The organism is Capsulimonas sp., from assembly GCF_039929585.1.
GTDB lineage: Bacteria > Armatimonadota > Armatimonadia > Armatimonadales > Capsulimonadaceae > Capsulimonas.
On sequence record NZ_JBDSQY010000256.1, the window covers coordinates 13,019 to 26,877 of the forward strand.

The following is a 13,859-nucleotide window of genomic DNA, read 5'->3' on the forward strand; positions in this document are numbered from 1 at the left end:
AAACCCATGATTATTTTGGGTACATAGATCGGTTGCACCGTAAAATTACCAGGTTTCCAGCCCGCCGCGGCTGGAAACGATGGCGCCGGGAAGACAAAATCGCAAGGGCGAACGGCCTCTCACTTAAAATGTGTGTCTCCATGAATTGCGATCTGTCACCAGTATAGCGGCTCAATCGTGACAGCGCCGTGACGATTGACGCCAAAAACGTGACGGATTCAAGAATGAGAGGCGTGACGGGAATCTATGGCGCCGGGAACACAAGGCTGCACGGTTGGGCGGCGTAAATCCAATAGCCCGCGAACGGCGCCAGCGCCCCGCTTGTCTGCCCGATGTAATAGTGCAGCGCGGCGTCGTAACGGTAGAGGGTCCCGCTGACGGTTCCCGCCGTGACCGCCGCTGCGAAGGATTTGGTCGTCCCTCCCGCCGTGACTTGCAGCGAGCTGATCGCTGCGGAGGCGTTGAACGGATCGCCGATCATATTCCAGCCGGCGGCGATGGGGACGGTATATGGAGCGTTTGCCGGAGCCGCCGTTCCTAACGCGGGAAGGTTCGCGGTCGTCCCCAGCCGCACCCAGTAAGCGCGGCCGAGATGGAATGTATCCGCCGGCGGCGTTGGGTTCAGTACATAGTTCTCAGCGGCTGGCTCCCACGTCGCGATCTTAACGGTAATGTTTCCAAAGAGAGTGGTGAAGGGCGTTCCCGTGTAATCGTAAGGCGCCGAGATCATCTGCAGTCCGGGCGCGAACGAGTGCGGCGTTGTGATAGTGAATGTCAGCGGGCCAGCCGGCGTCGTGCTGCTCGGGTCGGAAACGGTAATCGCGGCGGTTCCCACGGCCGTCAGAAACGACGCAGGGACGGTCGCCGTCAGCGAGGTCGAAGAAACGACCTGCGTCGGCAGCGCCGTTCCGTTCCAGCGCACGATGGAGGACGCGGTGAAGTTCGTTCCTGTCACGGTGATGGTCACACCCAGGCTGCCCGCAGGAGCGGAGCTTGGCGTCAGCTGAGAAATGACTGGCGGATCGGGGCCAAGCGGAGTCGGCACGATCAGCGAATACAATCCCGCCACCTTCGGGCTTCCCCAGCCCGTCACATAATCCCATCGCGCCGTACAGGAAAAGGTCCCGTTGCCGCCCGAGAGAATATCGGTGAACGCCTGCGGCGCGTTCGATGTGTTCCCGCCGAACTGATAAAGCTTCGGCGTGAGCTGACCGGTGCGGCCGTTCAAGCCCTGGTTGATCAGCGTGTTCGCCGCGGCGAGCAATGGAGCGCCGGCGCTGGTGCCGCCGAATATCCGCAGCCTTCCTCCGCTGTAAATCCGGTAGCCTGGGTTCTCCGTATCGGCAAGCGTGGCGATATCTGGAAGCTGGCGGAAACCGGTGCTGCTCGTATTGATGACGCCGGGGCCGGCCTGCCAGAACGGACGACTGAAAAATACGCTTAGCCCGCCGCCGGACCCGGACCAGCCAGTTTCCGTAACGCCGTTTGGAATGGATGTTCCGCCGACGCCGGTGACATAGGGACTGGATGCGGGGAAATCGACGGACGGCGTGATATTGTTCCCGTCAAACGAACCGAAATCGCCGGTCGCGACGAAGACACTCTGCCCCTGCGCCGACATCTGCTGCAAAATCGTATTGACGGAATTGGCGTAGGCCGACGTGATGTCCTGCTCGCTGTTGCCCCAGCTCACTGAGACCACTGGAATATTGTCCGAAGCAATTTTATTCCAGATCGCCAAATTGCTGTCGTTCGGGCTTTCATAAAGGTAAATATGGCTGTGCGGCGCCTGTCCGACAATGACGTCCAGGTCCAGCGCAGCTTCGTCCGCGCCGTCGGAATCCGTCGGTCCTCCGTTGACCAGCACCTCGGTCACCGTCGTTCCGGTAAGACTGTAGGTCGATCGGAACGACGCGAAGTCCGCAGCGCTGTAATGTGTGGGCGAAAAGATGGCGATGGACTGCCCGTCGCCGTTGATCCCATGCAGATGCAGACGATCGAAGCCGTAATAAGCGGCAAGCGTGCTAGGAGTGGCGGGAGTAGTCAATGTCGCGATGTGAGGCGCGGCGGCAAGCGGCGTCGCCGGAGCAGCGAAATCTTGGCCTCGCACCAAAGCGGGGCGAGCGGCGGCTTCATTGGAAAGACCGAACAGCCCCTGAACGCGTCCCGCAATTTCGTACGGCAGAGCCGGAGCGCGGTCCGGCGCATGGAACGTCGCCGGCAGGCCGGCGGCGATTTCGACTTGCGGCCGGAGATAGCTATGCAGCTTCACGCCGAATGCGCGCTCAGCATCTGCTGTGCGCGCATCCACCGAAACAAACATTTTATTCGGCCAGACCTGTGTGACCGCGAACCCCTGCGACTTTGCATATTGCGTGATGGTGTCCACATCGGAATCCTCCGCTCCGAACCGCGCTCCAAACTCGTCCGGCGTGAGCCAGCGGTGAAAATTCGGCGAGGACGGATCGTACTGCGACTGGACAAATGAACTCAGCGCCCCCTGTCGCCGGCTTGAAAGCGCGAACACCAGATGGAGCGTATCGCTCGCCGCCGGCGCAGCGCGCTCCATCAAAGCGCCATGCCGGGCGCTTGGGCTGCCCGTAACGGCGATGTTCGCCGCAGGCTGAGCCTGCGCGCTCAGGCCCATGAACGCGACGCCGGCGAGCAGCAGCGAGGCGCAGTGGTGGAGGGTTCGGTAAAACTGAAGCATTCGTACGATCCTTGCGAAGAATTGCCGCTGGCGGCTGCGGGGAGTATCACTTTTATGACCTCTATTGTAACATAAAATGTTCCTTCGAACACGCAATTATCACGGGCATTAACCGGCCTCGAATGGGTATATTAAAGTGTTGATGATTTTTTGAACATTTATCGTCTAAAGGACGTCGTTGCAATATAGGGATCTTGATGATTCTTACTCGCCGTGGATAGGCTCAGCGTATTCTGCGGCGCGCTTTGGCGCTGATTGTTTCCATCGAATGAAAGTGCGAGGGAATCATGGAGGGGTTATGCAGTCCAAGAACGTCGACGGCGTCGCCGTCTCTCGTCCGTCGGTCGACGACGCTGTCGTCCCTGGCTGACACGGATCTATTTATGCGCCATCCGCAGCCGATGTGGGTGTACGATCCTCAGAGCCTCAAATTGCTGGAAGTCAATGAAATGGCGGTCGCGAGTTACGGATACTCGCGGCAGGAGTTTCTGACGTTGACGCTTGACGACATCCGGCCCCCCGGCGATAGCGACGCCATGCGCCGGCGCGTGGCTCACTTGTCCCAGGATCGGTCCGTGGGCGGAGCATGGCGGCATCGCCGTAAAGATGGCTCCATCCTGTGGGTGGATGTTTCTTCAAACGCGATTTTCTATCAGGGACGCATGGCGCGTTTGGTGTCGCTCTATGATGTGACGCGATACAAGGCGATGGAGCAGGAACGTGAGCGCATGTTGGCGGAAGCGATCGAGCGCGCCGACTACGACGCCTTGACGGGACTTTGCAACCATCGCGCGTTTCACGATCGGCTGAAGCGATCGGTGGAGCGCCATATACGAAATGGGACACCGCTGGCCGTCGTACTGATGGACCTGAATAATTTTCGTTTCTTCAACGATGTTTACGGCCATGTCGTGGGGGACGATGTCCTGCGTCAGGTCGCCCATCTGCTTCAAGGCGCCACGGCGGCCTCCGAACAGCTCAGCGCGCTCTCACGCTTTGGCGGCGATGAGTTTGCGATCCTGGTTCATGGAGACGCGGCGGCGGATGTGGAGCAGATCGGCGAACGGATGCGGAACGTGCTGGAGGGAGTTTCCTACCGCCCGCCTGGCTACGACCAGGAAGTGCCGCTGACATTTTCGGTGGGAACGGCCACGCTTCCAGTCGATGGCCCGGGGAGCCTGGAGTTTCTGGCGGCTGCCGACGCCCGGCTTCTGCGCGACAAGTTCGGAGGAGTGGCGGAGGGCGCGGAGCAGCTGCGCGCGCGGCTGACGAACTCCGTGGACGGCTTTACCATGCTGGACGCGCTCGTGACCGCCGTGGACAACAAGGATCGCTACACGCGCCGTCACTCCGAGGATGTGATGGAGTATAGCCTGCAGATCGCGCGGGAGCTGGGGCTGGACGAGCGGGCGCAGTATCAGGTGCAGGTCGCGGCGCTGCTGCACGATGTCGGCAAGATCGGCGTTCCAGACGCGATTCTGCGCAAACCGGGCAAATTGACCGACGACGAGTATCAGGCGGTCAAGCAGCATCCGATGATGGGCGCCATGATGATCGGCTCCGTTCCGGGCTTCGAAGATGCGCTCGACGCCACGCGCCACCATCACGAGCGCTGGGACGGAGAAGGGTACCCTTTCGGTCTGTGCGGAGAAGAAACCCCGCTGGTCGCGCGCCTGATGGCCGTCGCCGACGCCTACAGCGCCATGACCACCGACCGTCCCTATCGCAAGGGAATGTCTCAGGAACGCGCCCTCACAATCCTGGAAGACGGCGCCGGAACGCAATGGGACCCCAACTGCGTCGCCGTCTTCACCCGCGCCCGGCGGCGGATTCTCTCTTGAAAAAAAACAATGGGCGGCGCTGATCGGCGCCGCCCATTCTATCAAACCCATCCGCTCGTATCCGTCTGCCGGTAAACTTCGGTGATTCCCTCTTCCAAAGAAATACGCGCCTTCCATCCCAGTGCATGCAGTTTAGACACATCCAGAAGCTTGCGCGGCGTTCCGTCGGGCTTCGATGCGTCGAACACGATCTCTCCCTCGTAACCCACAATCGATTGGATCAGACGCGCGAGGTCGATGATCGGAATGTCCTCGCCCGTTCCAATATTGATGATCTCAGGGCTGTCATAGTTCTCCATCAAGAACAGAGCGGCTTCGGCGAGATCGTCGGCGTGCAGGAACTCCCGGCGCGGCGACCCGGTCCCCCACAGCTCCAGGCTGGGCGCATGGGTGACGCGCGCCGTGTGGCATTTGCGCAGCAAGGCGGGCAGGACGTGTGATGTCTTTAGGTCGAAGTTATCGTTGGGGCCGTAGAGGTTTGTCGGCATCACGGAGATAAAGTTCGCGCCGTACTCCTGGCGCAAAGCCTGGCAGAGGGTGATTCCGGCGATCTTTGCGATCGCATACGCTTCGTTGGTCGGTTCGAGCGGACCGGTCAGCAGCGAATCCTCGCGGATCGGCTGCGGCGCCATCTTGGGGTAGATGCAGGAACTGCCCAGAAACAGCAGCTTTCGTACTCCCGATTCGTGAGCGGAAAGAAGCACATTGTTCTGGATCTGAAGATTTTGCGTGAGGAACTCGACCGGCTGCGCGCTGTTCGCCAGGATACCGCCCACTTTCGCGGCGGCCATGAACACGTACTCCGGGCGGCGCTCCGCGAAGAACGCCTTCACGGCATGCGAATCCTGAAGATCGAGCTCCGCGCGTGAGCGCAGAACGAGGTTCGAGAACCCTGCGCGTCCTAAGGCGCGGACAATGGCGGAGCCGACGAGACCTCGGTGGCCGGCGACGAAGATGGGCGCGGTGAGATCCATTATGTGTCCTGGCCTTGTGTGGAGCCGGCGCCATGGCCCGCGCCGAGCAGAAGTTTCTCGCGGCGGGCGAGCATCAGATCATGCTCCACCATTCGACGGATCAGACCGTCGAATGTGACCGTGGGCGACCATCCCAATTTCGTTCGCGCCTTGGAGGCGTCCCCCAGCAAAGCGTCCACTTCGGCGGGCCGGTAGTAGCGCGGGTCGATTTCGACGTGGCGCCTCGGATCGAGCTCCAGCATCGCGAAGGTGCGGTCCACGAATTCCTGAACGGAGTACGCCTCTCCAGTCGCGATGACAAAGTCGTCGGGCTGGTCCGCCTGAAGCATCCGCCACATCGCCTCCACATAGTCGCCTGCGAACCCCCAGTCGCGCTTGGCGCTGAGATTTCCTAAGTATAGCTTGTCCTGCAGGCCCATTTGGATACGAGTTGCGGCGCGCGTGATCTTGCGCGTGACGAATGTTTCGCCGCGCCGCTCGCTCTCGTGGTTGAACAAAATTCCGCTGCATGCGAACATGCCGTAGCTTTCACGGTAATTGATCGTCTGCCAGTGGCTGTATAGCTTGGCGCAGGCGTAGGGGCTGCGCGGATGAAAGGGGGTCGTTTCATTTTGAGGCGGCGGGGCCGCCCCGAACATCTCCGAGCTGCTCGCCTGATAGAAGCGTACCTCGTGGCCGGTGCGTTCGCGATAGTCTCGGATCGCCTCCAGAAAACGCAGCGTTCCCAGCGCATCCACATCCACCGTGTATTCGGGCTCTTCAAAGGAGACCTTGACGTGCGACTGCGCTCCCAGGTTGTAGACTTCGTCCGGCTTGACGCGCTCCACCAAACGCCTCAGGTTGGAGGCGTCGGCGAGGTCGCCGTAGTGGAGAAAGAACTTGACGCCAGGCTCGTGTGGGTCGACGTAAAGGTGTTCGATACGCTCGGTGTTGAAACTGCTCGACCGCCGGATGACGGCGTGAACTTCATACCCCTTGCCGAGCAGCAGCTCCGCCAGATAGGAGCCGTCCTGGCCGGTGACGCCGCTGATGAGAGCGATCTTAGTCATGTGAAAGCCGCCGCCTTTTCCTTGCAAATCTATCGTGATTCCCATTATACCAGGACATTCGCGGCGCTCGGGAGACTGTGAGGGGAGACTCGCGGAGGCCGCTTGGACGCTTCGTAAAATCTTGACTCTAGATTTTCGACGGGATACCCAATAATTATCGCGGGTCAACGTTTTTAGGAAGACATTTTCGAATGTCCCTGTTAAGTGCGGTTTACCGCGGCGGCGTGACCAAATCGAGGAGCAAAAAGTGATGTCGAAAAGAATATTGATCACCGACGACGCTCTGTTCATGCGTGTCACCCTCAAGAACATTCTTGTAGCCAATGGCTACGAGGTTGTCGGAGAAGCCACGAACGGACAGGAAGCAGTAGAGAAGTACGATGCGCACCAGCCGGATCTCGTGCTGATGGATATCACCATGCCGATTATGGATGGGATTACCGCCACGCGAACGATCAAGGGCAAGCATCCTGCCGCCAATGTCGTCATGTGCACCGCCATGGGGCAAAAGAACATGGTGATTGAGGCCATTCAGGCGGGAGCCAAAGACTTTATCGTGAAGCCGTTTCAGCCGGACCGTGTGCTGGACAGCATCAAGAAACTCATCGGATAAGCTGGGAAGGGATCGTTATGATGAAAGTAGAGTATATCAACCCCTTCGTAGAGGCCAGCTTCTCCGTCATGGAGATGGTCTTGGGGAATCGCCCAATCAAGGGCAACCTGGCGATGCAGCCCGCCACATTCACCAGTCAGCAGTGCAACGTCGTTTGCGGCGTGACGGGACAGGTGCAGGGGCAGGTCATTTACGGAATGTCGCTTCAAGTCGCGGATAAGATCGCGACGACGATGCTTGGTCAGCCGATCAAGGTCTTCGATCAGCTTGCGGCGAGCGCCATCGCGGAGCTGGGCAATATGATCAGCGGCAACGCGATGTCTAAACTGTCGGACGCGGGCTTTATCTGTGACATCACGCCGCCGACGATCATTCGCGGCACGAACGTGAAGATCAGCACATTATCCATTCCGGCGATCGTCATTCCTATTACCCTGGAGCAGGGGGAGTTGTCGATTACCGTCGGACTTCAGGGACGCAAGTAGTATATCGGGTTCGGTTAGGAGGAGCATTCCATGGCTGCTGAGCTATTAGACGCGGGAGTCGTTTCGCAGGACGCGGAGCGTCAAATCGTCGCCCTGCATTTGGGCGGCGAAGTATACGGTGTGGATATCGCGCATATCCACACGATCATCACCCCACAGGCGATCACGCATGTGCCGAAGGCCCCCGCCTTCGTGCGCGGTGTGATGAACCTGCGGGGGCGGATCATCCCCATCATCGATCTGCGTGAGCGGTTCGGGATGGAGCCGATCGAGGAAGAAGGCCGCAAGTCGATGCGGATCGTCATCGTCGATGTGCAGGGCCTCGTGGCCGGCCTGATCGTCGATGCGGTTTCGGAAGTCCTGCGCCTCTCGGCGTCGGCGATCGATCCTCCGTCGCAATTGGTTGCGACCGCAGAGACCGAGTGCATCACCGGCATCGGCCGCATCGCCGCCGTCGGTGAGAATAAGGGCGCTGATCGTCTGATCATCCTGCTGGACGTGCATAAGACATTGACGCGATCTTCGCAGGAAACCGACGCGCTCGTGCAGCTGCAAAAAGCAGCTTAGGCGTCGCGCGTATGATTTGCGCGCCATTGCATTCCATGAAGGCGAATTGGTGAAGCATGCCGGAACCGATCAAAGTACTTGTGGTGGACGATTCCGCGTTCATGCGTAAGATGATAACGGATATCGTGGCCCGGGATTCCGGGATGACGGTCGTCGGCCAGGCGCGCGACGGCGCGGACGCGCTGCAAAAGCTCGACGCGCTGAAGCCGGACGTCATCACACTCGATATCGAAATGCCGGTCAAGGACGGTTACACAGCCTTGACCGAAATTATGCAGCGCCGCCCCACGCCGGTCGTTATGGTGTCGTCGCTGACGCAGGCCGGCGCGGATATGACCATGCGCTGCCTGGAGGCGGGGGCGGTCGATTTTATCGGCAAGCCGTCCGGCTCTATCTCGCTTGACATTGCGAAAGTGGCGCCGGAGATTCTCGCGAAGATCCGCACCGCCGCTTCGGCTCGTCTTCGCCATGGAGCGTCTCTGCGGCATACGCCGTCGCTCGGCCATGCGCTGACTTTAGGCCCACCGCCGTCGCCGCGTCCATTCGTGGCGATTGCGCCGCCGTCTCCGCCGATCCCGTTTTCCGCGCACGCCGTCCCGCGCGGCGGTGTATTAATTGTCGGCTCGTCGACTGGCGGGCCGCGCGCTTTGCAAACCTTTATTCCGTCGCTTCCGGCGGATCTGGGCGTTCCGATTGTGATCGTCCAGCATATGCCCGCGGGATTTACGACATCGCTGGCGAAGCGTCTGGACACCGAATCGCCGTTTTCCGTGCGGGAAGCTGTGGAAGGCGATACGCTGCGCCCCGGCTGCGCGCTGGTTGCGCCGGGCGGTCGGCATCTGGAATTTGATGCGCGCGGCGTTGTCCATCTGACGGATGAACCTGCGGTCCATGGCGTCCGTCCATCGGTGGATGTGACGCTGGGAACGATCCATAAGCTTTACGGCGCCCGCGCGACGGTTGTGCTGCTGACCGGAATGGGCAAGGACGGCGCGCGCGGCATGAAGGCGCTGCACGATTTGGGAGCGGTGACGTTCGCGGAAGACGAATCCACGTGCGTCGTCTACGGCATGCCGAAGGCGGCGGTCGAACTGGGCGCCGTGACGCACCTTCTGCCCCTGCACGACCTGGCTGCTGCGGTCGCCGACTCACTGCGCTCTCGCCCCGTGGCCGGCGTGAGATGATACTGGTAAAGTTTTCAGGCGTTTCGCCGATAATTAGCGTGTAATGATCGACTTGCGTACTTACCTTTTTCTGACAGGATGACTTTATGATTAACACGGATATGTCCCAGTACCTCGGCGTATTTCTCGATGAGGGCCGCGAGCAGCTGGATCTGCTTGAGGCGAACATCCTGAAAATGGAGCGCGGAGACCACTCGCTGGAAATGCTGCAAATGCTGTTCCGCGCCGCCCACACGCTGAAGGGATCGAGCCGCGCCATGGGGTTCCTGGCGATCGGCGACCTGACGCATGAAATGGAGAACATCCTCGACGACCTGCGTAACGATAAACTCAGCGTCGACACGAATATCGTCAACGCCCTTTTAGATTGTCTGGACGCGTTGACCTCGCTCGTGGAGTCCGTCAGCGCCACCAGTACGGACGCCGAGACCGATAAAGATATTCCCGGCCTCGTCGCACGTTTGAATGCGCTGCGCCTCGGCCAATCTGCTCCCGAGACGGCGGCAGTCGCCCAGCCCGCTGCGGGATTACCGGTCGCCGACGCGCCGGCTCCCTCGTTCGACATTCCCGTGAGCGATTTCGAGCATACCGCTATTCATGAAGCACGCGCCGCCGGGCTCAGCGTTTTCCATATCAGTGTGGAGCTCAGTCCCGATTGTTTGATGAAGTCCGTACGTGTCTTCATGGTGCTGGGGGCGCTGGAGCCACTCGGAACCGTTCTGGTCTCTCATCCCCGGGAAGAGAAGCTGGAGGAAGAAGAGTTTGAGCTGAAGTTCCAGCTTCTCATCGCCACTGAGCGAAGCCTGGAAGAAATCACGGATCCCCTGGGACGTATCTCCGAGATCGACTGTATTACCGTGGCGCCTTGGGAAGCGCCGGACACCGTCCCTGTCGCCGAGACGTCCGCAGCTCTCACCGCTTCGGAACCGGCGAAGCTCACCCTGGAAACCGTTTCCGCGCCGACGGCGCTTCCTGTGGCGGAAGCCGCAGCTCGCGTTCCGGCCAAGCCTGCGCCGAAGTCTGGAGACGCCGCCGCTCCCGCGCAGCATTCGCAGACAATCCGCGTCGATGTGTCCCGTCTGGACAACCTTTTGAACCTGATTGGCGAGATGGTGATCGACCGAACGCAGATCGCCCGCATCAGCGGCGATCTGCGCGAGCGTTATCCTCAAGATGAGCTTGCCAGCCACCTTTTAGAAGCGACCAATCGTATCGCCCGTATTACCGGCGAATTGCAGGACGAGATCATGAAGGCGCGTATGCTGCCGATTGACGGCGTCTTCCAGCGTATGCCGCGCATGATCCGCGATCTGGCGCAGAAGACGGGCAAGGAAGTCGATTTCCAGATGCTCGGCGGCGAGACCGAACTGGACCGCTCGGTGCTGGAAGTACTGGGCGATCCGCTAATCCACCTGCTGCGCAACTCCGTGGACCATGGCATTGAAGAGCCCGAAGGCCGAGACGCCGCCGGCAAGCCGCGCCAGGGCGTGGTGACGATGGGGGCGCGCCACGAAGAAAACCATATTGTCATTGAGATCACCGACGATGGACGCGGTATCGATCCCGTCAAGATCAAAGCCGCCGGAATCAAGAAGGGGATCATCACGCAGGCCGCCGCCGACCTGATGACCGACCGCGACGCGCTGTCGCTGATCTTTGCTTCGGGCTTTTCGACCGCGCAGACGATCTCCGATATCTCCGGACGCGGCGTCGGAATGGACATCGTGCGCTCCAACCTGGAGAAGCTGGGAGGACGCATCCTGCTGGACAGCAAGGTCGGCAAGGGCTCGAAATTTACGATCCATCTGCCGCTGACTTTGGCGATTGTTCGCGCCTTGCTTGTCTCGGCGGGCGGCGGCACCTATGTCATTCCGCTGAGCTCGGTGGTCGAGATGCTGCGTTTGGGCGAAGACAACGGTGGGATCACCCGCCGCACGGTGGGCGGCCAGGCCGTCATCGTGCTGCGCGGCAAGACCGTTCCTCTCGCGAGCGTTGCGGATGTCCTGTGCGGCAACCCACGCGCCACCTCCGCCGAACGGATCGCGGAAGACGCGTATGTCGTGATCGTCGGCTTCGGCGAAAAACAAGTGGGGCTCTGTGTCGATGCACTGGCGGGTGAACAGGAAGTCGTGATCAAGTCGCTCGGCATGCTGCTGGGAGATATCACTGGCCTCTCGGGCGCCACGATCCTAGGCGACGGCCGTGTCGCACTGATCATGGATGTCGCCAAGGCGGTGGAATCCATTCGGGACGCCAGTCTGGCGGCTCCGTCACTCGACCTCGCGCTGAAGGCATAAACCGGCGACGAAAGTATCAAGGGCAACTCATGGCATTACCGATCACATTCTCCGCGTCGCCCGCTCCAATCGCGGGCGGCGGCTTCGACGACGCCGATTACGAGGCGTTCATCAAGAAGGTCCAGGCCAAAACGGGCATCAAGCTGGCCGATTACAAGCCGGAGCAGATGCGCCGTCGTGTCAGCACGATGGCCGCCCGCGCCGGTCACCACTCCTTTGTCGCCTATTTCGGAGCGATGGAGCGGGACACCGAACTGATGGCGGGCTTTCTGGACAAAATGACGATCAATGTCTCGGAGCTGCTGCGCAATCCCAACCGGTTTGACGAGCTTGTGAACAAGGTTTTGCCGCCGCTGATGGCCCACCGCAAAAACACCGCCTTGAACTTCTGGAGCGCCGGCTGTTCCTACGGCGCCGAAGCATATACCCTGGCGATGCTGCTGCACGAGATCGCGCCGAATGTCCCGCATCGCATCAAGGGCACCGACATCGACACGGAGATCCTGGCGCGCGCCCGCGACCCGCGATTCAACGCGCCGGACATGCTGAACATCTCACCCGAGCGCCGCGCCGCCCACTTCCCCACCGCCGCCTCCGGCGCCTGGACCGCCGCCGCGCACCTGCGCTCCAAGTGCCAGTTCGCCAAGCACGACCTCTTAGCCGGCCCCTATCCCAAGGCCGAGTACGACGTCATTCTCTGCCGCAATGTCGTGATCTACTTCACGGACCCCGCCAAAGAGCGCATCTACCGCGGCTTCTATGAATCGCTCAAACCTGGCGGCGTCCTCTTTGTCGGCGGCACCGAGCGTCTCTCCGACCACCGCGCCATCGGCTTCGAGCTGCAATTCCCATTCTTCTATCGCAAGCCTCTATAAGAGCCTTACGTCAACAAAACAGTCGGCGCCGCAACGATGCGTCGCCGACTGTTTCTTGATGGGGTTGGCAAATGCTTGGGCGCGCCTAATCAAACTTCTTGTGCGGCCTTGCCAGGCACTGTGAGCGCCGTCCGCCGTTCGATCTCCGAGTTCAGCCTCTCGAAGTCCGCAATCATATTCCAATAGCGGACTTTCTGTGCACCACCATGAAGCGTAACAATCATATCGTTATTCGTGATGGAAGTGATCTCCGACCACATCAGACGCCGCGCGCCGAAGGCCGATCGTTCGACGACTCCTGATTCGTCAAATTCGATACGCGCTGCTGAATAACGCCACCAGCACCAAACGGTGATGGATTGGGCGATGACATTTGTCCAGATGATATCCGCCATGTTTATCCTCTGCGGCTCTCCTTCCCATAGCAGGAGAAAGGGGAGGGAGAGAAACCCCATGGCGAAGACAATCATAAGGCTTAAAAACCCGCGATTGGTGCGCGTGCGATAGTGGTGGATTCGAACTCCTGTATTGGGAATGCCTCCCGGTGAAAGAGATTTTTCTCCGCCCAGCGTGTTTGCCGCCACATCCGAAGCGACCATTGCCGCCTGCGGCGCCCAGTGCCGGATGATGCGATTGAGAAGCTGGAAATCACGGATCTGTGACGAGAAACTAAAAGTCCCCGATGCCGTTTCCACGGTATACCCGCTTAATGTTTCCAGGGGCCAGCCAAAATATGAGTATTTATACTGCTGGATCGACCCCCAATCCGCCGAGATCGCCACCCCATGGTCAGTAAATGAAATGCCCTCTGAGGTCGTCTCAATACACTGGAAACGCCTCTTGCGTTGATCGCGGATTCTGCTGGCTGCAACGGCGAGCGACGGGAAAGCCATTGCAATGAAGGGAAATGCGGCGCCGATGGCTGGCCACCAACCGTCGCTTCGGCTGCGGGCGTTCATCGAGAAGACCATGCCGATGGCGGCAAGGGAGCAAACGATGGGCATCACGATATTGGGATAATCCGCCTGTTTGGGATATTCGAAAACTTGTGGGCGTTTTTCGCTCGGGCGGCAGCCGAGAACATTCCATTCGCCATGGGTGGCGTTTGTCGCATCGTGGATGACGATCTCCTGAAGACAGCTGACGTCACGCCATTGTTTTGGCGAAACGACAAGTCTTAGCCCGCCTCCTTCCACGACACACGACGCCGTTTGAGGGCCCAGAGGAAGAAGATAGTAATCCGTCACATCGCTCCACAAAAGCG

At 60.0% G+C, this 13,859-nt stretch carries 11 protein-coding genes; 7 read left to right on the forward strand and 4 right to left on the reverse strand.

All coding sequences use genetic code 11. The annotated features are described in order from the left end of the window. Nucleotides 1-244 precede the first annotated feature (244 nt). Complete coding sequence (locus ABIZ35_RS19545) at nucleotides 245-2,710, reverse strand: protease pro-enzyme activation domain-containing protein (RefSeq protein WP_348221599.1); 2,466 nt, start codon at nucleotides 2,708-2,710, stop codon at nucleotides 245-247. A gap of 383 nt (nucleotides 2,711-3,093) precedes the next feature. Between ABIZ35_RS19545 and ABIZ35_RS19550 the strand changes: the two genes are divergently transcribed. Continuing rightward, a complete protein-coding gene (locus ABIZ35_RS19550; RefSeq protein ID WP_348221600.1) occupies nucleotides 3,094-4,551 on the forward strand; it encodes an HD domain-containing phosphohydrolase in 1,458 nt (485 codons plus the stop codon). Between the two features lie 41 nt (nucleotides 4,552-4,592). Here ABIZ35_RS19550 and ABIZ35_RS19555 read toward each other — a convergent pair whose 3' ends face one another. Then, entirely contained in the window at nucleotides 4,593-5,525 is a 933-nt protein-coding gene (locus ABIZ35_RS19555; protein WP_348221601.1) for a GDP-L-fucose synthase, read from the reverse strand. Next, nucleotides 5,525-6,574, reverse strand: coding sequence for a GDP-mannose 4,6-dehydratase (gene gmd, locus ABIZ35_RS19560; protein ID WP_348221602.1), 1,050 nt, complete (start codon nucleotides 6,572-6,574; stop codon nucleotides 5,525-5,527). The genes ABIZ35_RS19555 and gmd overlap by 1 nt, the downstream gene beginning before the upstream one ends. Before the next feature lie 250 nt (nucleotides 6,575-6,824). On the opposite strand from gmd, the gene ABIZ35_RS19565 reads away from it, so the two are divergent. The 6 genes from ABIZ35_RS19565 to ABIZ35_RS19590 all read left to right on the forward strand — a co-directional run bounded on the left by ABIZ35_RS19565 (nucleotide 6,825) and on the right by ABIZ35_RS19590 (nucleotide 12,595). After that, on the forward strand, nucleotides 6,825-7,187 hold the full coding sequence (locus tag ABIZ35_RS19565; protein ID WP_348221603.1) for a response regulator: 363 nt from the start codon (nucleotides 6,825-6,827) through the stop codon (nucleotides 7,185-7,187). Nucleotides 7,188-7,204: 17 nt separating this feature from the next. Beyond that, the gene (locus tag ABIZ35_RS19570) at nucleotides 7,205-7,672 is read left to right on the forward strand and encodes a chemotaxis protein CheX (RefSeq protein ID WP_348221604.1); all 468 of its coding nucleotides are present in this window, start codon (nucleotides 7,205-7,207) and stop codon (nucleotides 7,670-7,672) included. 30 nt (nucleotides 7,673-7,702) lie between these two features. Then, entirely contained in the window at nucleotides 7,703-8,239 is a 537-nt protein-coding gene (locus ABIZ35_RS19575) for a chemotaxis protein CheW (RefSeq protein WP_348221605.1), read from the forward strand. Between the two features lie 56 nt (nucleotides 8,240-8,295). Then, nucleotides 8,296-9,423 carry a chemotaxis response regulator protein-glutamate methylesterase gene (locus ABIZ35_RS19580; RefSeq protein WP_348221606.1) on the forward strand — a complete coding sequence of 376 codons (1,128 nt, stop codon included), beginning with the start codon at nucleotides 8,296-8,298 and terminating at the stop codon, nucleotides 9,421-9,423. A gap of 86 nt (nucleotides 9,424-9,509) precedes the next feature. Beyond that, nucleotides 9,510-11,720: a chemotaxis protein CheA gene (locus tag ABIZ35_RS19585; protein WP_348221607.1), complete on the forward strand. Its 2,211-nt coding sequence runs from the start codon at nucleotides 9,510-9,512 to the stop codon at nucleotides 11,718-11,720. Between the two features lie 29 nt (nucleotides 11,721-11,749). After that, a complete protein-coding gene (locus tag ABIZ35_RS19590; protein WP_348221608.1) occupies nucleotides 11,750-12,595 on the forward strand; it encodes a protein-glutamate O-methyltransferase CheR in 846 nt (281 codons plus the stop codon). An 89-nt stretch (nucleotides 12,596-12,684) separates the two neighbouring features. Here the strand turns inward: ABIZ35_RS19590 and ABIZ35_RS19595 are convergent, their stop codons facing one another. After that, nucleotides 12,685-13,842: a hypothetical protein gene (locus ABIZ35_RS19595; RefSeq protein ID WP_348221609.1), complete on the reverse strand. Its 1,158-nt coding sequence runs from the start codon at nucleotides 13,840-13,842 to the stop codon at nucleotides 12,685-12,687. Nucleotides 13,843-13,859: the final 17 nt, after the last annotated feature.

Coding starts and splice junctions, on each gene's coding strand:
- ABIZ35_RS19545 (WP_348221599.1), bottom strand. CDS start 2,710: ATGCTTCAGTTTTACCGAACCCTCCACCACTGCGCCTCGCTGCTGCTC.
- ABIZ35_RS19550 (WP_348221600.1), top strand. CDS start 3,094: ATGCGCCATCCGCAGCCGATGTGGGTGTACGATCCTCAGAGCCTCAAA.
- ABIZ35_RS19555 (WP_348221601.1), bottom strand. CDS start 5,525: ATGGATCTCACCGCGCCCATCTTCGTCGCCGGCCACCGAGGTCTCGTC.
- gmd (WP_348221602.1), bottom strand. CDS start 6,574: ATGACTAAGATCGCTCTCATCAGCGGCGTCACCGGCCAGGACGGCTCC.
- ABIZ35_RS19565 (WP_348221603.1), top strand. CDS start 6,825: ATGTCGAAAAGAATATTGATCACCGACGACGCTCTGTTCATGCGTGTC.
- ABIZ35_RS19570 (WP_348221604.1), top strand. CDS start 7,205: ATGATGAAAGTAGAGTATATCAACCCCTTCGTAGAGGCCAGCTTCTCC.
- ABIZ35_RS19575 (WP_348221605.1), top strand. CDS start 7,703: ATGGCTGCTGAGCTATTAGACGCGGGAGTCGTTTCGCAGGACGCGGAG.
- ABIZ35_RS19580 (WP_348221606.1), top strand. CDS start 8,296: ATGCCGGAACCGATCAAAGTACTTGTGGTGGACGATTCCGCGTTCATG.
- ABIZ35_RS19585 (WP_348221607.1), top strand. CDS start 9,510: ATGATTAACACGGATATGTCCCAGTACCTCGGCGTATTTCTCGATGAG.
- ABIZ35_RS19590 (WP_348221608.1), top strand. CDS start 11,750: ATGGCATTACCGATCACATTCTCCGCGTCGCCCGCTCCAATCGCGGGC.